Genomic DNA, 19,567 nt, shown 5'->3' with positions numbered 1-19,567 from the left:
CCCAGCCTTTCCCCATCAGTCGAAAAGAGAATTCCATGGACGTCGAAATCGTAGGCAAGTTGTTGTCCACCCTTCCCGCCGATGACGATCACCCGTATCGCACCGGCCCGTGGCAACCCCAGACCACCGAGTTCAAAGCGGACAACCTCGAAGTCGTATTCGGTGAGGTTCCGAAAGACCTCGACGGTGTCTACCTGCGCAACACCGAGAATCCGCTCCATCCCTCGATGAAGGCGTATCACCCCTTCGACGGCGACGGCATGATTCACATCGTGGGCTTTCGTGACGGAGAGTCGTTCTACCGCAATCGCTTCGTACGTACGGACGGATTGGCAGCCGAGCAGGACGCCGGCGCCGCCTTGTGGGCCGGGCTCGCAGAGTCTCCCAAACTCAGTCGCCCCGAGGGCGGCAAGGGTGCGCGCACCCGGATGAAGGACGCGTCCAGCACCGACGTCGTCGTTCACCGGGGGACTGCTCTCACCAGCTTCTACCAGTGCGGAGATCTGTATCGGCTCGATCCGATGTCGGCGGAGACACTGGGAAAGGAAAGCTGGAACGGCAAGTTCCCCTTCGAATGGGGTGTATCCGCGCATCCGAAGGTGGACGACAAGACCGGAGAAATGCTGTTCTTCAACTACAGCAAGGAAGCGCCGTACATGCACTACGGCGTCGTGGACTCGGCCAACGAGTTGGTCCACTACGTCGACGTGCCACTTCCCGGTCCGCGGTTGCCACACGACATGGCCTTCACGGAGAACTACGCGATCCTCAACGACTGCCCCTTGTTCTGGGATCCGGTTCTGCTCCAGAAGGGCGCGCACGTCGCGAATTTCCATCCCGATATCCCGCTACGTCTCGGAGTCATCCCACGCCGCGGAAACACCGCTGACATCAAGTGGTTCGAGGCGGATCCGACCTATGTCCTGCACTTCGTGAACGCCTACGAAGAGGGGGACGAAATCGTTCTGGACGGTTTCTACCAGGGCGATCCGGAGCCGTCGGACAACGGGATGGGCAATCAGTGGGAACGCGCCTTCCGCTTCCTCGCTCTCGATCGCATGCAGACCCGACTGCACCGCTGGCGTCTGAACCTGGTCACCGGAGCCACGCGTGAAGAGCAGCTCAGTGACTCGATCACCGAATTCGGCATGATGAACGGGAATTTCGCGGGGGAGAAGTACCGATACGCATATGCGGCTTCGGGTAAACCGTCGTGGTTCCTGTTCGACGGCTTGGTCAAACATGACCTGCTGACGGGGAACGAGGAGCGATTCTCCTTCGGTGACGGTGTGTACGGCAGCGAGACGTCGATGGCGCCACGTGTGGGCGGTACCGCGGAAGACGACGGTTATCTCATCACGTTGACCACTGACATGAACGAGGATGCGTCCTTCTGTCTGATCTTCGACGCCGCCCGCGTCGGAGACGGTCCGCTGTGCAAACTTCGCCTCCCCGAACGGATTTCGAGTGGTACCCATTCGACGTGGGCTCCGGGGGCCGAGCTTCGTCGCTGGCAGACCGCCGACACCGCCGCCGAAGCGGTCGGACTGTGACGGACGCGCCCGGCACGGGCACGTGGGAGATCTTGCGGCAAGTGGTGATCGGTGCACGAGATCTGGACAAGACCGGCCGGCAATTACGTGAAGCGTTGAATCTGGCACCAGGATTCGCGGATCCACTGCTCGAAGACATCGGTTTGGCCGACGAGACCCTGGCCGTCGGGCCGCAAGCCTTTCTGGAGGTCGTCGCACCGCTCGACGAGACTGTCTCGTTGGCGAGATGGATCCGAAAGGGCGGAGGGGAGGGCGGTTATGCACTCTCGATCCAGGTATCGAATATCGCGCCTTATCTGGAACGTGCAGCCGCAGTTGGTGTTCGGACGGTGGCTGATCTCGAGGCCTACGGTCACCGGATCGTCCAGCTCCATCCCGGTGATCTCGGACTGCTCGTGGAACTCGACGAGATTCCCGACGCCGACGAGTGGTTCTGGGACGAGACGGAGAAGGAGGTTTCGGTCGATCCATGGGTCGACGACATCCTCGGGGTCGACGTGTCCTCTCCCGATCCGGCCAAGACGGCGACGCTCTGGGCCGAAGTGTTCGGCAAGAAACCGGATTCGACGCAATCACTCTCGATCAGGCTGGGATCGCGCGTCGTGTCGTTTGTTCCGGGAGAGCGGTCGATGCTCAGTGCAATCGATCTGGCCGCGTCGAGCGGCGCGCCTGCCGTCGAGCCCGGTCCGAGTCTCGGCGGCGTCGAGTTTCGGATTCACCCACACTGAGCCTGCCTGACGTCGAATGACAGAAATCGGGGCCGNNCGGCCCCGATTTCTGTCATGGACTCAGGTGAAGTCCTGTCGCAAGCGAGTCTTGAGAAGCTTTCCACTCGCGTTACGTGGCAGCTCCTCGACGAACCGAACTGCACTGGGGCACTTGAAGTGAGCCAGCCGCTCGCGTGACCACTCGATGATCTCAGCTTCTGTGACGGCCGAATCGCCCGAACGAACGACCACCGCAATGGGAGTCTCACCCCAACGATCGGAGTGAACGCCGACTACGGCGACCTCCCGGATTCCGGGGTGGCCGGAGAGAACGCTCTCCACCTCGGCGGGATAGACGTTCTCACCGCCGGAGACGATCATGTCCTTGAGGCGGTCGTGGAGATAGAGATACCCGTCCTCGTCGAACGATCCGCCGTCTCCGGTGCGAAGCCAGCCCCCGTCCAACATGGTGGCGGCAGTAGCCGCCTCGTTGCGCCAGTAGCGCTTCATAACGTGGGCGCCGCCGATGACGACCTCGCCGCGGGCTCCGACCGGGACGTCTTCGAGGGTCACGGGATCGATGATGCGGATGGGTACGCCGAACATCGGCTGCCCGACCGACTTCAACCGATGCGCGGTCGACTCGTCGGTCGCCCGATGATCTTCCGGGGTCAGCATCGTGACACCGCCGGTCGATTCGGTGAGTCCGTAAGCCTGCAGGAAACTGCATCCGAAGACCTTGGTGGCGTCCTGCAACAGCGGCAGTGGCATCGGAGCGGCTCCGTAGACCAGGAACTGCAGGGCGCTCCAATCCGCCTCGCGTACAGCAGGGAGTGAGGTCAAGACGCTGATCACCGCGGGAACGGCAACCGCATGCGTGACCTTGTACTCCTGCATCAGCGCCACTAACTCGAGGGGTCCGGCGATGGTCTTGAGAAGGAGGGCACCGCCGCCGAGCGTCGTGACCAGGGCGAGACCCAGTCCGGCTACGTGGAAGAAGGGAACCGGGCACATGGCCACCGAATCGGTGTCGAGATCGAGCAGGTGATACATGGTCGCGAGTGCGCGGCCGAGGTTGGCGCCGGTGAGTTCGATTCCCTTGGGGTGGCCGGTGGTTCCCGACGAGTAGAAGATCAGCGCTGTGTCGTCGGGACTGCGCGACGCCCCCGGATCGTCGTCCCCGACACCGGAAAGCCAGTCGTTCCACGAGACCGAGTTTCCGGCGCCGTCCACCGTGACGACGGTCCGGACGCTACCGACCGCCGCAGCGACGTCGGAGAGGCCCTCATCGCCTGCTCCGAGTACGACGACGGTCGGCTCGCTGTTGCTCAGGATGTAGTCGACCTCGCCCGGTGCCAGCCGATTGTTGACGGCCGTCAGAATCGAGCCCATCTTCGAAGATCCGTACAGAACGGAGAGAAAGGACGGTGCATTGGCGCCGATGTACGCCACCCGGTCACCTGTTCGAACACCATCGCGCAGAAGTGCATTCGCGACACGATTGGCTTCGATGTCCAGTTCGCGGAAACTGGTACGACCGTCATCGGAGATGACGGCGGTGCTCTCCGGACTGGCAATCGCCCGGCTGCGCAGCAAGTCTTCGAGATTCTGCACGGGGCGACCATCGGGTAGGAGCGCGTTCACAGAAGGTTCGCGGGTGCCGGGTTCACGGGTGGCAGTCGAACCTACGGCCGTCGGCTGAGTGGTCATGCTGAATGCTCCAATCTGAAGGGGGCAAAGACAGGGGGTTCGAAAATGCCGGTGGGAGCAGCGAGTACATGCTCGACGGCGCGTAGTGCCGGGCCCGCGGTGATGAACTGACCGGCGGTTGTCCGGCTGTTCGGATCTTGTGGTTCGACGAGATTGACGGTCATCACGATCTCGGGTTTGCCGTACAGGTGGACCTCCCATTGATCGCGCCCCACGTATTCCTCGCGATCGGGTTCCATGGTCCAGATGATGGCCAGAGTGAGGAACTGCTTTCCGTCGACGATTGCGTGCCAGCGCCATTCGGTGGTTCCGACGGTTCCCGCGGCGATGCGTCCGGCGGCGACGTCGAGATCCGTTCGCGCCGCGACGACCCTGTGATCGGACACGACTTCGTCGTAGGTGATGCCCAGTCGTTCGCACATGAACGCGATGGTTTCCAGATACAGCGACGCGTACAGCGAGGGCAACGGCCCGGTGCCGTCCAGTTCTTCCGGGGGCGAGCCCATTCCCATGACGGTGAACGCGAAGTCGGGGTCAGGCATGCCGCGAGCGTCGAGCACTTCGTCGATCGTGATGCGGTCGAGTTCGATCGATGTTCCCGTCAGCGCCAACGCCAATCGCTCACCGATGACACCCGGGCTCACCCCGACGCCGAAGAGCGTCGAATCACCTTCCTTGCATGCTTGGGCGAACATGTGCTCGCGCTCGGTGCCGTGTGCGCGGGGGAAGTGCTGCCCGGCCGTCGTGATCACGTTGATCCCGGCGCGAAGCAGACGGCACAGATCGTCGTCGTGGCGTTCGTACGGAATCTGCAAACGTGGACTGTGGATGAGAACCTGTGGGCGCGAGCGGATGATCTCGTCCACGCTGCGTGTGGCGATCACGCCCGTCGGCGCGCGTCTGGCTATGTCGCCGGCATCGCGACCGGCCTTGGCGTCGCTGTACACGTACAGGCCGACCAACTCGAGGTCGGGGCGATCGATGATTCCGCGTAGCGCGGTCTTGCCGATGGCTCCGGTCGCCCACTGGGCAACACGAATCGGATCGGTCATGATCGGGTGGTCAGTTCGCCGGCGAAGAGGAGCTTGCCCAGGCCACGTTCGTACCGAATCGGGTCGCGAGCCAGGCGCGCACGGGCATCGATTGCCATGAAATCGGTGTCGCACGTCCACTCGCCGCGTTGCATCGCGGCGAGTCCGGTCGCGGCGATGTCGAGAGGATTCTCCTTGTGGCCCTGCACGTGTGACGCCATGCGGGTGTCGACGCTGCCGACGATCAACGAGGTGACGGTGATGCCGTGCGGTTCGAGTTCGGCGCGAGCGATGCCGCCGAGTGACAGAGCAGCCGCCTTGGCTGGTGAATAGCCGCCCATGAAGGCGGTGGGTGCGATTGCGGCGACTGACAAGACGTTGACTATCGATCCTCCACCGCGGGCTGCGAGCACCGGCGCGAAGGCTCGAATCATCGTCAAAGGCCCGAAGTAGTTGACCTCCATCTCGGCCCGAGCGGCCTCTCGGTCGTCGGCCTCGATCAACCGATTCCCGGTGAACAGTCCGGCGTTGTTGACGACGACCGTGGTGTCACCGCACGCCCCGGCGGCCGCGTCGACGAGTCCTGGATCAGTGACGTCGAGTTCGACGATGTGTGCACCGGCGGCTCGGAGCTCTGCCGGCACCTCGTCGGGATTTCGCACCCCTGCATAGATTTTGGCTGCGCCCATCAACTTCGCCTGTTGGACGAAAGCCAGGCCGAGGCCTCGATTGGCTCCGGTGACGAGGACGGTCGCGCCCTCGACCGGAGTTCCGCGAAACGTTGTCATGAGTTCTCCTGTGTCCGGCGGGTGTAGATGAGGTCGTCGGGGAATTTCTTGCTCTTCTTCAATGACGTTTCAGGCGCGAGCATCCCGAAGATCCAGCCTTCGGCTGTGGCCATGTCGTGGTTCCAGTCCCACCGCAGTGCACGGTGGCGGATTCCCCACCTGCCGTCCTCGTACCCGAAGCGGTCGATCAGGCGCGCTGAGGTGAGTGTGTCGGCTATGCCGGACGAGTGCTTGATTCGCGCGAATGCGAGCACGTAAGACTCGACGTCTGCGGCATTCCCGTCGAGTTCGATCAAGACGTTGGTCATTGCGTGGGTGGTCAGCGACCGTGGGTGGGTGATGGCCCCGGCGATGTGGTCGATGTAGTCGTCGGCGGTGCCGGTGAAGACACCCCCGTGGTCTTCGGTTGCGCCGGGCAGATAACACCGCCTGGCGTCCTCGACGTCGCCGCGGTCTGCGGCTCGGAGGAAACGAGCCAGAACCTCGTAGATTTCCTGCTTGGCGACGAGAGCGTCGACCGGGCTGTAGTCCCTGACGTCTGGGCCCCCGCCGCTGTCGACTGCGTGAATGTTGTTGGACCTCACGATGATGTCCCTTCTCGGCTCCGGATCGGGGGCCGCACGTTGACGGAGTGCCTCTGCTTACTGTAGTAATCTCTATCACACTGTTAATTGAAGTGTCACGAGGAGGTGAAACCAATGCTTGGAAACACACCACCCGCACAACCTGCGAATGCACCGGTCGTACTCACGCTTTCCGACGTGTCGATCGAGTTCGGCGGAGTCACGGCTCTCGACGACGTCGGCTTCGACGTCCGCGCGGGTCAGATCTGCGGACTCATCGGACCCAACGGCGCTGGTAAGACCACGCTGTTCAACTGCATCACAAGGATTTACGAACCGAGTCGCGGTGTCATCACCTGGCAAGGAACCGACCTCTTGGGATTGCGCCCCTATGCGTTGGCATCTGCCGGGATCGCCCGAACTTTTCAGAATCTCGCTCTGTTCGGCGGCATGAGCGTCTTCGACAACACGATGGTCGGGGGATCGTCGCGAGGCCGCTTCGGGCTCGCGAGTGGGCTTCTCGGTTGGCCTCCGGCGCGCGCCCGAGTCCGAGAACTACGAGAGAAGGCCTGGTGCCTGCTCGAACGTCTCGAACTCGTCGACGTCGCCAACGCACCCGCGTCCGGTCTACCGTTCGGAACTCTCAAGCGTGTCGAACTGGCACGAGCATTGATGTCCGAGCCTTCGCTGCTTCTGCTCGACGAACCCGCCGGTGGGCTCACACACAGCGAAGTCAAGGAGTTGGGAGAACTGATCGTCTCGCTCCGCGACGACTTCGGCTTTGGCGCGCTTCTGGTCGAACACCACATGGGATTGGTGCTGGGTATCTCCGATCATGTTGTCGCACTGAACTTCGGCCACAAGATCGCTGAAGGTACTCCGGCGGAGATCCAGCAGAACGACGCCGTGATCAATGCTTATCTGGGGCGTGCGGCATGACCCTGCTCAGCGTCGACGATCTGCATGCCGGTTACGGGCGAGGCAACGTACTGCACGGGATTTCGCTCGACGTGGAACCCGGCGGGGTAGCTGTCGTTCTCGGCGCGAACGGTGCCGGCAAGACCACCATGATGCGTGCTCTGGCCGGATTGATTCCGCATCAGGGAACGATCACCTTCAACGGTTCGCCGTTGGGATCCAAACCTGAACGCGCCGTCGCCGCCGGCGTCAGCCTTGTCCCACAGGGCCGTGGAACTCTCGGTCAACTGTCGGTACGTGACAACCTTCTCGTCGGTGCTGCGCTTCGTAAGGACAAGGCGGAGATCGAGGCCGACATCGAGCGGTGGTGTGAGACTTTCCCGGTGCTCGCGAGGAGGTCCACACAGTTGGCCGGTTCTCTGTCCGGCGGTGAACAGCAGATGCTCGCAGTCGCAAGGGCGTTGATGAGCCGTCCCACCTTACTGTTGTGCGACGAGCCCAGTCTGGGACTTGCCCCCATCGTCATCGCCGAATTATTCGACACGCTCGGTGCGATCAACCGGAGCGATGGAACTGCATTGCTGATCGTGGAACAGAACGCCGATCTCGCGATGAAACTCGCGACGAAGGTATTCCTGCTCGACGTAGGCATCATCGTCGCTGCCGGAACGCCCGAGGAATTTCGTTCCGACGACGTCGTGCGCAGCGCTTACCTCGGGTACCAGGAGTAAACGGTGACACTCTTTCTCGAACGACTCATCTCGGGATTGACCAACGGGTCGATCTACGCAATTCTCGCGCTGGCACTCGTGGTGGTGTTTCGTGCCACCGGCACGATCAACTTCGCTCAGGGCGAGTTGGCGCTGTTCACAACTTTTGTCGCTTGGTGGCTGACGACGATGTCGTGGCCGATCTGGTCGGCGATCGGAGCGGCCCTTGCATTGGGGTTCCTGCTCGGAGCGTTGATGGAGCGTCTGCTGATCCGGCCGGTACAGCGTCGAAGCGACATGGCGGTGCTGATCGTGGCACTGGGATTGTTCACCGGGCTCAACTCACTCGCCGGGATGCTGTGGGGGAGCGATACGAAGATCATGCCAAGCCCGTTCCCGAACGGTCCCACCGACTACATCTCGGTGGGCGGTGCGCGCGTGTACGGCGACGCACTCGGCGTACTTGTGGCGCTCGTTGTCCTACTTGTGTTGATGTCCTTGCTCTTTCGCAAGACGAGAGTCGGTTTGCACATGCGTGCAGTCGCGGACAATGCCGAATCTGCCACTCTCGCGGGGGTTTCGACCAGCCGGATCCTGGCGATCGGTTGGGGTGTTGCGGCCGCGATCGGTGCCCTGGCCGGTGTCCTGGTCACTCCGCTCTCGCCGCAACAACTCGGTCTCACGACCATGTTCCCGATCTTCATCGCAGCATCCGCCGCAGCGCTGTTCGGCGGTCTGGACAGTCTCGTCGGCGCCGTGGTCGGCGGGTTGACGATCGGTGTCCTGGAATCGATGCTCAGCGGCTACATTTCGGTGATCGGCGGCTCGCTGCAGCAGACGTCCGCCCTGTTGATCATCGTGGTGATCCTCTTCGTCCGACCCAATGGACTGTTCGGTACCAAGAAACTGGAGCGGGTATGACGACGCTTGCCGAGAGAAATGAACCTGCGGTCGCCGAGAAGGCGGTCGGGCGACCGCGTGTAGTGGTCGCCGGATCGACCTCGTACCGGGTACTCCAGTTGGTTCTGCTTGTGGCCGCCGTGTGTGCGTTGCTTCTCGCGTCACAGAGCGCGCCGTTTCGCGTGGGGCAGTTCACGAGCGTCTTCATCATTGCGATTGCCATTGCCGGACTGAATATCGTCAGCGGATACACCGGGCTTCTGTCGATCGGCCATTCTGCTTTCTTCGGCCTAGGCGCGTACACGACCGGCGTTCTGATCGTCGATCGCGGATACTCACCCTTGACCACGATTCCGATGGCAGTCGTATTGTGTTTTGCACTAGGGCTTCTCGTCGGTCTTCCCTCGTTGCGGATCAAGGGGCTGTATCTGGCTCTCGTTACGCTCGCCGTTGCTGTGGCATTTCCCGAAGTGATCCGCAAGACGGGCGATCTGACCGGTGGCGCCGCCGGCATGGTCGTTCGTGCAAATCTTCTGGTCCCGCCGAAATGGACCGGTCTGACCCGAGCCGACACCTACCTCTGGATCTTCTGGGTGTCGGTGGTGACGCTGGCAGTTGTCATGCTCCTGATCCGCAATCTCGTCAAGAGTCGATTCGGTCTGGCTATGGTCGCGGTGCGCGACAACGAGATCGCGGCGACCGCAAACGGCATCAATGTCGCGAAGGTCAAGATTCTCGCCTTCGGGCTTTCCGGCGCGATCACGGGCCTGGCAGGTTCGCTGTTCACGATGTACATCGGCGCGCTCTCGCCCGAGTCCTTCTCGCTGATGAAGTCGATCGAGTTCATCACCGGACTGGTATTGGGCGGAATCGCAACCCAATTCGGCCCGATCGTCGGGGCAACGGCAGTGGTGTTCCTGCCGTACTACACCGGCAGCGTCACCGACGGCCCCGTGTCGGGAGTGGTGTTCGGCGCGGTACTGATCGCGATCGTGTTCTTGATGCCTGACGGAATCGTCGGCCGAATCAACAGCGTTCTCCGACGGTTCGTCCTCGTGGTTCCCGCAGATCATCCCAAATATCGCGAGGGTGAGCCTCGCACCTGAGCACCATCTCCCTCGCCCGTAATCGTTTCTCTCCACTCACAGCAAGGAATTGGACGACATGAAAAGGCAGACCACGATTCCCGCAGTCATCGCCGCTGCAGCACTACTCCTTTCGGCCTGCGGAGGCAGCTCCGACGCAGAGAGCGACACGTCGACATCGGCCGGCGCAGTATCGGTCGACGACTGCAGCGACCCCAGTGGTGCTGCAGCGCCGATCACCGACAAACTCACGGTGGGCTGGAGTGGGCCGACGTCCGGCCCGCTCGCCGACGCAGTCGGCAACGTGATCGAAGGAATGCGAGCACGGTTCGAGGTGGCGAACGCGGCCGGTGGTGTCGGCGGTGTCAAGCTCGACGTCGTGGTCAAGGACGATGCATTCTCCCCGGAGCGCGCCAAAGCCAATGTCGGAGAGTTCATTCAGAAGGACAAGGTCGACGTTCTGGGCACCTTCGGAGCCGGGCAGTTGAACGCGATCGCGGACGATCAGACTACCGCGTGCGTGCCGCTCCTCTTTGCGCAGGCAGGCATGCCCGAGTTCCGGGTCATCGAAGACTTTCCGTGGACCACGGAGTATCTACCGGACCCGGGCGTCGAGATGGAGGTCGTGGTCGAAAGCTTTACGAAGAAGTACCCGAACGGCGCCAAAGTTGCACTGGCCACGAACCAGACGGAGTCCGGACAAGGGATCGCCAACGGCTTCAAATCCGCGATCGAAGGAACCAACTTCGAGATTGCGGCCGAGGAAGCCTTGACCGACCCCAAGACGGCGGCGTCGACTCTCAAGGCCAGCGGCGCCGAGGTTTTGGTGGTTGCCGGTGTCACCACCGACTGCCTCGCGATCACTCAGGCGATCGGACGCGTCGGATGGAAGCCCGACACCGTGATACAGCCGTCGAACTGCGTCGACGGTGCGACCCTGTACGCACCCGCCGGTGATGCTGCCGACGGGCAGCAGGTGATGGTGTGGCTCAAGGATCCCAACAACGCTCTATACAAGGACGACGCGGCGGTGCGTGACTACCTGGCCGGTGCAGCTGCTCACGGTGCCGATTCCCCGACCAACAGTTACACCGTGAACGGCTGGGCCATCGGTGACCTGTTGGTGGACAACTTCACTCGGGCCTCTCAGTCGTCCGACGGACTCTCACGCGCCACGATCATGAGTGCCGCGCGAACGCAGGACTACCACCCGCCGATGTTCATCGACGGAATCAAGTTCACGATGACCGCCGATCATGCATTGGGAATCCTGGCATTCCAGCCGTTCGAGTGGAACGCCGCCACCCAGGCGTTCGAGAAGCAGGGCGACGTGATCGACATTTCCGGCCGTTACGAGAACTGAAACGAGACGCGAATGAACAAGACACACAGGGGATTGCACCCTCGCAGCAAGGTGGACGAATACACCTCGAAGGGGTGGTGGTCCGAAGAGACGATCGATCAGGTGTTCCGGACGCAAGTGCGGGTGCGCGGCGACGAACTCGCGGTGGTTGATCCGGCGAACCGGAGCGAGTTGTCCGGCGGAGATCCACGACGCCTCAGCTGGAACCAACTGGACAGTGAAGTCATCTCGCTCGCTGCTCGATTCAGTGAGGTGGGCTTGAGCCGGGGAGATGTTCTGGGCGTCCAGATGCCCAACACGGTCGAACTGGTCGAGGTCTACCTTGCCGCGTGGTCGCTGGGGATCGTGGTCTCACCCTTGCCCATGCAGTACCGCGAACGTGAAGTGGAAGGAATGGCCAACCAGGCAGCGTTTGCAGCGTTTGTCACCGTACCCAGCTTCGGTGACAGACTCCCCGCTACGGAGATCGCAGCAATCAGACCCAGGATCTCCTCCCTGAGATCGGTATTCGCCTACGCTCCCGCGTCCGAGCTTCCGGCCGAGTTGCCGGCAGGCGTCGATGGGCTGAGTCCTCAGGCGGCCACCGAAACGCAGCGAAGTGAATTGGACAGGCGGAACACCGAAGATCCGAACGACCCCAACGACGCGATGACGATCTGTTGGACCTCCGGAACCGAAAGCGAGCCGAAGGGGGTCCCACGTTCACACTACGAATGGCTGGCCATCTGCTGGGCCACGATCGATGCTCCCGACATCGTCGTCGACGACGTCTTGTTGAACCCGTTCCCGATGGTCAACATGGCCGGAATCAACGGAATGTTCCTGCCGTGGCTTCGCACGGGATGTGTACTGGTACAGCACCACCCGTTCGACCTTCGAGTGTTCCTCGGGCAGATCGAGGCCGAGCGAGTGACGTACACGGTAGCGCCGCCTGCGTTGTTGTGGATGCTGCTCGCCGACGAGTCGATGCTCGCGGCAGTCGACCTGTCGAGCCTGACGCGGATAGGTTCGGGTTCGGTGCCGCTGCAACCTCCGATGGTGCGGGGATGGCAGGAGCGGTACGGAATCGGAGTCATCAACTTCTTCGGTTCCAACGAAGGAATCAGTCTGCTCTCTTCGCCCGCGGACATGCCGGATCCGGACGACCGCGCACGGTACTTCCCTCGCTTCGGTGTCGAGAACTTTCACTGGAGCACCAGGATCTCGGACTGGATGGACGTGCGCTTGGTCGACGTGGTCACCGGCAAGGACATCACCGAAGCCGGGCAACCGGGTGAGTTGCGCATCAGCGGACCGACAGTCTTTGCCGGCTATCTCGGCGATCGTCCGTCACCGTTCGACGAACGCGGATTCCTCTGCACCGGAGACATCTTCGAAATCGCCGGTGACCATGGACAGTTCCTCCGCTACCTGGATCGAGGCAAAGACCTTGTGATCCGCGGTGGAATGAACATCGCTCCAGCCGAATTGGAGGGATTGATCGCCGAGCATCCGGCAGTTGCGGACGTGGCCGTCATCGGCGACCCCGACGAAGTACTCGGTGAGCGCGTCGCAGCAGTGGTGACACTGCGACCCGAGGCGGAACTAGAGCTGGATGCTCTGGTTGCGTTCCTGAAAGACAAGCGCATTGCCTCGTACAAGCTTCCCGAGCGGCTGGAGGTTCGGAAAGAGTTGCCGCGCAATTCGACCGGAAAGATTCTCAAGCGTGAACTTCGACAGAAGAGTGTGGCATGAGTGTGATGAACGACAGTGACAAACTCGCGCTGGCACGTGAGATGTTCCAGGCCTGGGACGTCATGGACTGGACACGCGTCGTCGACTTGTTCGCCGAGGACGGTGTGCTCCACAGCGTCATGCAGGAACCTCTTGTCGGCAAGGAGGCCGTTGCGGGCCGAATTGCGTTACTGGCAAGCAAGTGTGAACGGATCACCCTGAAGATCGAGTCTCTCGGCGTGATCGACGGAAGGGTATTTGTGCAGCGAGTGGACGACTTCCACTTCGACGGTACCCATGGCGTCGTTCCTGTTGTCGGAATCCTCAGCATGGCAGACGGACGGATCACCGAGTGGCTCGAGTACTACGACCGTCCGACACTGTTGAAGGGAATGGGTCTTGTCTCCGACTTCGAGTAGAGGTTTGCCGACCATCGACATCTCCCTGGGGTTGTGGCAGGACCGTCCGCCGCAGGAGGTGACCACTACCGCGCGCCTCGCCGACAAACTGGGGTTCGGCCGAGTGTGGGTGGGGGAGATGGCGACGTACGACGCCTTTGCGCTGGCGACGTCGGTCGGCGTCGTCTTCGAGCACTCCGAACTGGTGGTCGGCCCGCTCGCGGTGACGGTTCGTGATCCGGCGATGATCGCGATCGGGGCGGCGTCGGTGGCCGATCTCACCGGGCGCCACGTGTCGATCGCCTTGGGTACGTCCAGCACTGTCGTGGTCGAAAAATGGCATGGACGAAGCAGGTCCGGGGCAGCTCGGGCGCTCGCGGAGTCCGCCCGCGGTGTGCGAGCGCTCATGAACGGCGAGCGGGGCGAAGTCGCCGGCACGGTGATGCGGACCAGTGGATACCGGCTGCGACTTCAAACGCCGGGCGGCCGGCTGATCGTTGCGGCATTCGGGGACAAGGCGCTTCGGGCCGCGGTGGAGTTGGGCGACGAACTGGTGCTCAATCTGGTCAGCCCGGAGCAAGCGGGGCGCCTGATCACACGGTGCAAGGAAATCGCTGCCGAGTTGGAAACCGGCATGCCTTTCGTGTCGGTGTGGGCACCGGCTGCCGTCGCCGAGAATGGACCGTCACAGGTGTCGATCGATCAACTTCGACGCGGGCTCGTACCGTATCTGGCTGCTCCGGGGTACTCGGACATGTTCGTCCGCGCGGGCTTCGCTGATGTGATCGAGGCAGCCAGGGCCGGGGCCGCGCCGCGCGAGCTCTTGAGCCAGGTCTCGGACGCGATGGTGGCAACGGTGGGAATCGTGGGGACTCCGGCCGATGCCCGCGAGCAACTCGAGGCGTACCGAGCGGCGGGAGTGGACTCCGTCGTGGCCGTGCCTTCATCCACTGATTCGGATCCGGCCGGGAAAGTGACCATGGAACTTCTTGCGGAGATGGCATGACGAACCCCCGACGAACTTACTCTCAGGTAAGTTCGTCGGGGGTATGTCTAACCGAAGGAGTAGCCGTGAGTGATCGCGTTCGTGTCGAGGTAGTGCAGTCGGTGGCGTACGTGACGCTCAGCCGACCGGAGAAACTCAACGGTCTCGATCTGGACATGCTCGACGCCCTGGTGGACGCCGCTCGAACTATCGAAGCTGATCGTTCGATCCGGGGCGTGATTCTTCAAGGCGCGGGTGACGCGTTCTCGGCCGGGTTGGACTTCGCCTCTGCGGGTAAGCAACCGAGGCGCATGGCGAAGGCCTTCGCGAAATTTCCCGGGCAGAAGACCAACCTCTTTCAACGCGCGTGCTGGGTGTGGCGCGAATTGCCCGTGCCGGTCATCGCGGTCGTTCACGGGCACTGCTTCGGTGGTGCACTGCAATTGGCGCTCGCCGCAGACTTTCGATTCTCCACGCCCGATTGCACGTTCTCGGTGATGGAAGCGAAGTGGGGATTGATCCCCGATATGACCGGAACGGTCACGATGCGCGAACTCGCGACGATGGACGTCGTGAAACGCCTTGCCATGACTGCTGAACTGTTCGACGGAGATCAGGCTCTCGAGTGGGGATTCGTGAGCGGAGTCAGCGACGATCCGATCAAACCGGCACAGGAACTGTTGTCGCAGATCACGACTCGCTCGCCGGACGCCGTCGCAGCGACGAAGACCTTGCTGCACAAGACCTGGAACCGCTCGCCTCGCGGTGCGTTCTGGATCGAGTCGCGGATTCAGTTGGCGCTGATGCGAGGCAAGAACCACAAGATCGTACGCACCGCCAATGCCGCGAAGAAGTTGCCGGAGTTCGCCTTTCGAAAGTTCGGCTGACGAACTCCGGCGCGACGCAGAGGAGAGCAATCAGGTGGTCAGTTCTGGGGCGAGGCGGCGATGCGCAAGTCGATTTCCCGGGCGCTGAGGAGGTGGTCGAGGACGAGGACCGCGCAGCCGAGAATGCCGGATTGTGCACCGTGGCTGACCGAGGCGATCTGCAGCTTTCGGGTGGCAAGTGCTGTTGCGTTGCCGTACACGGACTCTCGAAGCCCGGCCAGGAAGAGTTCGTCCGCCTCGGCCATGTCGCCGCCGATGATCAGGACCTCGGGATTGAGGAGGTTGACCGCGCCGGAGATCACGTCGCCGATCAGTCGCCCGCTGCTTCTGATGAGCCGGCGTGCTTCGCTGTCGCCGTCCAGGGCGAGGCGGACGACGTCCCGAACGTGCCCGACACTTCGGCCCTGGTCGCGGAGTGCGTGCACGAGAGCCCAACCGCTGGCAACGGTCTCGACGCAGCCCACGTCGCCGCAGCGGCATTTCATGCCCCGTGCCGCAGCGGTTTTAGTATGTCCGATCTCGCCGGACGCTCCGAGTGAACCGCGTTGGAGGATTCCGCCCATGACGATTCCTGCGCCGAGGCCGGTTGACGCCTTGATCATCAGGAGGTTGGGCGCGCTCTCGCGTCGTTCGCTCAATTCGGCCAGAGCCATCACGTTGGCATCGTTGTCGGCAAACAGCGGCGCCGTGGTCACCGATGCCAGATAGGGGGCAAGAGCGACTCCGTCCCATCCCGCCATCATCGGAGAGTCGAGGCTCGCTCCCGCGGCGACGTCGACGGTGCCGGGAATGCTCAGCCCGATTCCGATGACTTCGGAGGACGAACGCTGGACCTGAGCCAGTAGTGACGACAGATGCTCGGCGATTTCGGGCATCAGTTCGTCCGGGCCTACTCCGACCGACTTGTCGATGTCTTCCGCGGCGAGAATCGTGCCCGCCAGGTCGGTGACGGCAAGTTGTGCCCGCGATCGACCGATTGCGACGACCAGAACCACGCCGGACGAGTTCGCGAACGTCAGTGTGGACGGCGGCCGACCGCCCGTCGACGGGCCCTCGTCGTCATCGGCGATCAATCCGAGCGATTGAAGTGCGGCAACCCTGGCCGAAACCGCCGTCCTGGACAGGCCGGTGAGCTTCCCGATCTCGCTGCGCGTGGTCGCGGAACCGCTGCGTATCAGCGTGAATACCTCTCCTGCGGTAGCCGGAGTCGTGGACGGTCGGGTCATTGTCCTATTCAAGCATTCCTCGTCGGTAACTTCAGCGTGCGAAAGTTGCCGTACTTTGTCCACAAAAAGACGTAAGTAGGTCTTGTGAAAAAGCAGAAGTAGGCATAGTCTGTGTCTTGACTCACTGCCACGGGCGTCCGAGGAGACGAGTCGCAGTTTCTGTGAAGCAGGGCGCACAAACAGGGGAGAACCTGATGAGCCGCACCGATACACAAGAGATCGTCGAGTTCGCACGTAAGTGGCAGCAGTTCGACGGTGGACCTGACGAAGAGATCTTTGTAACCTTCGGCCTCGCCCCGGACGAGTATTTCCGCAGGCTGCAGGCGATTCTCGACGACGGCGCCGCAGCGCTGACTCCGCCGGTCGCCGGCGAACTCGCTTCGGTCTGCGCACATCGACTCCGCCGATCGACGAAACGGTCAGGCGTCGACGAGTCCGCCGCAGCGTAACTCCCGAGTCACCCGAATGCGTTTCACCCGAGTAAGGAATTGAGGTCGCCATCATGCACAAGCACCTTCCGATGCCGTACCCGACCGCCGAAGTGTGGGACTGGCAGCTGCAGGGAGCGTGCCGTGGGCACGATTCCGCGGTGTACTTCCACCCGGACGGCGAGCGTGGACATGCTCGCGAAAACCGTGAACGCAACGCCAAGAAGGTCTGCGCGACGTGCCCTGTACTCCAGCAGTGTCGCGAACACGCACTGTCCGTCCACGAGCCTTACGGCATCTGGGGTGGAATGACGGAGACCGAGCGCGCAGAATATGTGCGATCGCTGCGTAAGCGCAGCAACCGGATGCCCGCGGTCGCCAACGCGAGCTGACGGTCCTTCGGAAAGGACGCCAGTGTGACCCTCGTTGCCGGTATCGATTCGTCTACCCAGTCGTGCAAAGTCATTGTCCGTGATGCGGATTCGGGCGAGCTGGTACGAGAAGGACGGGCGGCCCATCCCGTCGGTACCGAGATAGATCCGGCATGCTGGCTCGAGGCGATGGACAGTGCAATCGCCGCGGCGGGTGGGCTCGGCGACGTCGCAGCCGTATCGGTCGGAGCTCAACAGCACGGAATGGTGTGTCTGGACGACGGCGGCGAAGTGGTCAGGCCGGCGTTGCTGTGGAACGACACTCGTTCGGCGAAGGCCGCGGCCGATCTGGTCGAAGAACTCGGCGGACCCAAGGCGTGGGCCGACGCAGTTGGCGTAGTTCCAGTCGCCGCAGTCACGGCAAGCAAGCTTCGATGGCTGGCAGATCATGAGCCCGGCAACGCTGATCGCACTGCCGCGGTGTGTCTTCCGCACGACTGGCTGTCCTGGAAGCTCAGCGGGTCCGGTTCGATCGAGGAGCTTGCCACCGATGCGGGCGACGCAAGCGGAACCGGCTATTACGCTGCCTCGACGCGCGAATACCGTACCGACCTGCTGGCGTTGGCATTTCGCGCCCGAACCCCGCATGTTCCCCGAGTCGCATCTCCGAAGGACAAGATCGGAAGCACACGTTCGGGAGGGATTGTCGGACCTGGCACCGGTGACAATGCCGCAGCCGCACTGGGTTTGGGGGCAGTTCCCGGTGACGTGATCATCTCGATCGGAACATCCGGCGTCGTGTCGGCTGTATCGACCACTCCCACGCACGATCCCAGTGGAAACGTGGCGGGATTCGCGGACGCAACCGGACTGCACCTGCCGCTCGTGTGCACTCTCAACGGGGCACGCATCCTTGACGCGACGGCGTCCATTCTCGGCGTCGATCACGCCGAACTGTCCCGGTTGGCGTTGACCGCGCCCCTCGGAAATGACGGACTGGTCATGATTCCGTACTTCGAGGGTGAGCGGACGCCCAACCGCCCCGACGCCACGGGAGCAATGCACGGTTTCCGCTTGCAGAACTCGACGCCTGCGCACTTTGCGCGTGCTGCAGTCGAAGGGCTCCTGTGCGGCTTGGCCGACGGTGTCGACGATCTGATTCGCCAGGGTGTCGAGGTGAAGCGAGTTCTCCTCGTAGGAGGCGGAGCGAAGTCCCGCGCTCTCTGTGAGATCGCGCCGGCAATTCTCGGAGTCCCGGTCGTGATCCCTGCTCCGGGTGAGTACGTCGCAGAAGGGGCATGCAGGCAAGCAGCATGGGCACTGTCCGGGGACACGCAGCCACCGGTGTGGCCGAAACCGGACGAGCGGCGATTCGACGCCGAACCAGCTCCCCATGTGCGTGAGCGCTACGCGTCGCTGCGTGAACTCACCGAAGGCGTCTGAGCGCTCCTTACAGCAGGCCGAACTTTCGAACTGCGTCGAGTAGCGCGTGCGGGCGTTCGGTCGTCGGCAGAGGATCGACGAGGGCGAACTGGCAACCGACGTCTCGGGCAGCGCCGTCGGCGACGTCGCTGTCGCCGATCATCAGGGTCTGTGCTGCATCCACATCCAGCTGCGCCAGGGCGTATTCGAAGATCGCTGGTTCCGGTTTGACTGCACCCACCTCGAATGACAGTACGAACTCGTCGACCCAGACGTCCCAGCCTCGGTCGACGAACGCCGGACGGATGTCGAAGGCGATGTTGCTCAGGACTGCGGTGCGTATGCCCTTCTCCGACAACGACTTCAGGACCTCTCCGGTATCCGGGTACGGCGACCACTGGTCCGGATCGACCAGAAGCGCGTAGAAAGCGTCGGCGCGAACCGGATCGGGCACTCCGGACTTGCTCAACACGTCGAGGTAAGCCTGACGATGCAACTTCGGATCCCGGTCGCGGTTCTCCCACGCGTAGATCCCGGCTTCGTCCATCTCGACGGTTCGGCCCACCGGCGCGGTCATCCGACGCATCAGCTCGGCTTGAGCGTGCACGTCGAGGGGATCGCCCTGGTGATCGACGAGGTGCTCGGTCCAATCGTCGCTCTCCTCCAGACGGAAGAGGGTTCCGGAGAAATCGAACAGCGTCGCGGCGATATGTCCGTCTTGATGGGCCGTGCTGTCAGTGTTCACCTCGACAGGTTATCGGCGTCGGCTTTCCGATGCTTGATGTGAGCCAGTGCACGCGTACTTTGAG

Annotated in this window: 20 protein-coding genes; 14 read left to right on the top strand and 6 right to left on the bottom strand. The window is 62.6% G+C overall.

The annotated features are described in order from the left end of the window. Positions 1-35 precede the first annotated feature (35 nt). Together DBV08_RS11450 and DBV08_RS11445 are read left to right on the top strand one after the other, a co-directional pair. Positions 36-1,553, top strand: a complete 1,518-nt coding sequence (locus DBV08_RS11450; RefSeq protein ID WP_095971134.1) for a carotenoid oxygenase family protein — start codon at positions 36-38, stop codon at positions 1,551-1,553. Beyond that, positions 1,550-2,281, top strand: coding sequence for a hypothetical protein (locus tag DBV08_RS11445; RefSeq protein WP_124567498.1), 732 nt, complete (start codon positions 1,550-1,552; stop codon positions 2,279-2,281). The genes DBV08_RS11450 and DBV08_RS11445 overlap by 4 nt, the downstream gene beginning before the upstream one ends. 60 nt (positions 2,282-2,341) lie before the next feature. Here DBV08_RS11445 and DBV08_RS11440 read toward each other — a convergent pair whose 3' ends face one another. From DBV08_RS11440 to DBV08_RS11425, 4 genes are read right to left on the bottom strand one after another with little or no spacing between them, the layout of a single operon-like run. After that, positions 2,342-3,970, bottom strand: coding sequence for a long-chain-fatty-acid--CoA ligase (locus DBV08_RS11440; protein ID WP_124567497.1), 1,629 nt, complete (start codon positions 3,968-3,970; stop codon positions 2,342-2,344). Further along, positions 3,967-5,022 (bottom strand): dihydrodipicolinate reductase, encoded by a 1,056-nt coding sequence (locus tag DBV08_RS11435; protein WP_124567496.1) that lies wholly within the window; start codon positions 5,020-5,022, stop codon positions 3,967-3,969. Before DBV08_RS11435 ends, DBV08_RS11440 begins: the two co-directional genes overlap by 4 nt. Further along, positions 5,019-5,789, bottom strand: coding sequence for an SDR family oxidoreductase (locus DBV08_RS11430; protein WP_124567495.1), 771 nt, complete (start codon positions 5,787-5,789; stop codon positions 5,019-5,021). The genes DBV08_RS11435 and DBV08_RS11430 overlap by 4 nt, the downstream gene beginning before the upstream one ends. Beyond that, complete coding sequence (locus DBV08_RS11425; RefSeq protein WP_124567494.1) at positions 5,786-6,373, bottom strand: nuclear transport factor 2 family protein; 588 nt, start codon at positions 6,371-6,373, stop codon at positions 5,786-5,788. The genes DBV08_RS11430 and DBV08_RS11425 overlap by 4 nt, the downstream gene beginning before the upstream one ends. A gap of 114 nt (positions 6,374-6,487) precedes the next feature. Between DBV08_RS11425 and DBV08_RS11420 the strand changes: the two genes are divergently transcribed. From DBV08_RS11420 to DBV08_RS11380, 9 genes are all read left to right on the top strand, one after another. Next, entirely contained in the window at positions 6,488-7,291 is an 804-nt protein-coding gene (locus DBV08_RS11420) for an ABC transporter ATP-binding protein (RefSeq protein ID WP_124567493.1), read from the top strand. Continuing rightward, positions 7,288-8,001, top strand: a complete 714-nt coding sequence (locus tag DBV08_RS11415; protein WP_124567492.1) for an ABC transporter ATP-binding protein — start codon at positions 7,288-7,290, stop codon at positions 7,999-8,001. The genes DBV08_RS11420 and DBV08_RS11415 overlap by 4 nt, the downstream gene beginning before the upstream one ends. Positions 8,002-8,004: 3 nt before the next feature. Beyond that, positions 8,005-8,901, top strand: coding sequence for a branched-chain amino acid ABC transporter permease (locus DBV08_RS11410; protein ID WP_124567491.1), 897 nt, complete (start codon positions 8,005-8,007; stop codon positions 8,899-8,901). Next, on the top strand, positions 8,898-9,986 hold the full coding sequence (locus DBV08_RS11405) for a branched-chain amino acid ABC transporter permease (protein ID WP_124567490.1): 1,089 nt from the start codon (positions 8,898-8,900) through the stop codon (positions 9,984-9,986). The genes DBV08_RS11410 and DBV08_RS11405 overlap by 4 nt, the downstream gene beginning before the upstream one ends. A gap of 58 nt (positions 9,987-10,044) precedes the next feature. Next, a complete protein-coding gene (locus tag DBV08_RS11400) occupies positions 10,045-11,328 on the top strand; it encodes an ABC transporter substrate-binding protein (protein WP_124567489.1) in 1,284 nt (427 codons plus the stop codon). Positions 11,329-11,340: 12 nt separating this feature from the next. Further along, positions 11,341-13,062 (top strand): class I adenylate-forming enzyme family protein, encoded by a 1,722-nt coding sequence (locus DBV08_RS11395; protein WP_124567488.1) that lies wholly within the window; start codon positions 11,341-11,343, stop codon positions 13,060-13,062. Next, positions 13,059-13,460, top strand: coding sequence for a nuclear transport factor 2 family protein (locus tag DBV08_RS11390; RefSeq protein ID WP_054825548.1), 402 nt, complete (start codon positions 13,059-13,061; stop codon positions 13,458-13,460). The genes DBV08_RS11395 and DBV08_RS11390 overlap by 4 nt, the downstream gene beginning before the upstream one ends. Beyond that, complete coding sequence (locus tag DBV08_RS11385; RefSeq protein WP_260395530.1) at positions 13,441-14,445, top strand: LLM class F420-dependent oxidoreductase; 1,005 nt, start codon at positions 13,441-13,443, stop codon at positions 14,443-14,445. Before DBV08_RS11390 ends, DBV08_RS11385 begins: the two co-directional genes overlap by 20 nt. Positions 14,446-14,510: 65 nt before the next feature. Then, complete coding sequence (locus DBV08_RS11380; RefSeq protein WP_124567487.1) at positions 14,511-15,311, top strand: crotonase/enoyl-CoA hydratase family protein; 801 nt, start codon at positions 14,511-14,513, stop codon at positions 15,309-15,311. A gap of 38 nt (positions 15,312-15,349) precedes the next feature. Here the strand turns inward: DBV08_RS11380 and DBV08_RS11375 are convergent, their stop codons facing one another. Next, positions 15,350-16,537: an ROK family transcriptional regulator gene (locus DBV08_RS11375; RefSeq protein WP_095971121.1), complete on the bottom strand. Its 1,188-nt coding sequence runs from the start codon at positions 16,535-16,537 to the stop codon at positions 15,350-15,352. 194 nt (positions 16,538-16,731) lie between these two features. Between DBV08_RS11375 and DBV08_RS11370 the strand changes: the two genes are divergently transcribed. The 3 genes from DBV08_RS11370 to xylB are packed head-to-tail and all read left to right on the top strand — an operon-like array spanning position 16,732 to position 18,779. Continuing rightward, a complete protein-coding gene (locus DBV08_RS11370; RefSeq protein WP_206028823.1) occupies positions 16,732-16,986 on the top strand; it encodes a DUF3263 domain-containing protein in 255 nt (84 codons plus the stop codon). A gap of 53 nt (positions 16,987-17,039) precedes the next feature. Next, positions 17,040-17,357, top strand: a complete 318-nt coding sequence (locus DBV08_RS11365; RefSeq protein ID WP_003946343.1) for a WhiB family transcriptional regulator — start codon at positions 17,040-17,042, stop codon at positions 17,355-17,357. A gap of 24 nt (positions 17,358-17,381) precedes the next feature. Further along, positions 17,382-18,779, top strand: a complete 1,398-nt coding sequence (gene xylB / locus DBV08_RS11360) for a xylulokinase (protein ID WP_124567486.1) — start codon at positions 17,382-17,384, stop codon at positions 18,777-18,779. Positions 18,780-18,786: 7 nt separating this feature from the next. On the opposite strand, the gene DBV08_RS11355 is transcribed toward xylB, so the two are convergent. After that, the gene (locus tag DBV08_RS11355) at positions 18,787-19,503 is read right to left on the bottom strand and encodes an HAD family hydrolase (RefSeq protein ID WP_124567485.1); all 717 of its coding nucleotides are present in this window, start codon (positions 19,501-19,503) and stop codon (positions 18,787-18,789) included. Between the last annotated feature and the right edge of the window lie 64 nt (positions 19,504-19,567).

Origin of the sequence: Rhodococcus sp. KBW08, assembly GCF_003852455.1 — a bacterium.
Taxonomy (GTDB): Bacteria; Actinomycetota; Actinomycetes; order Mycobacteriales; family Mycobacteriaceae; genus Rhodococcus_F; species Rhodococcus_F baikonurensis.
This window is presented reverse-complemented; position numbering and strand designations above follow the sequence as displayed.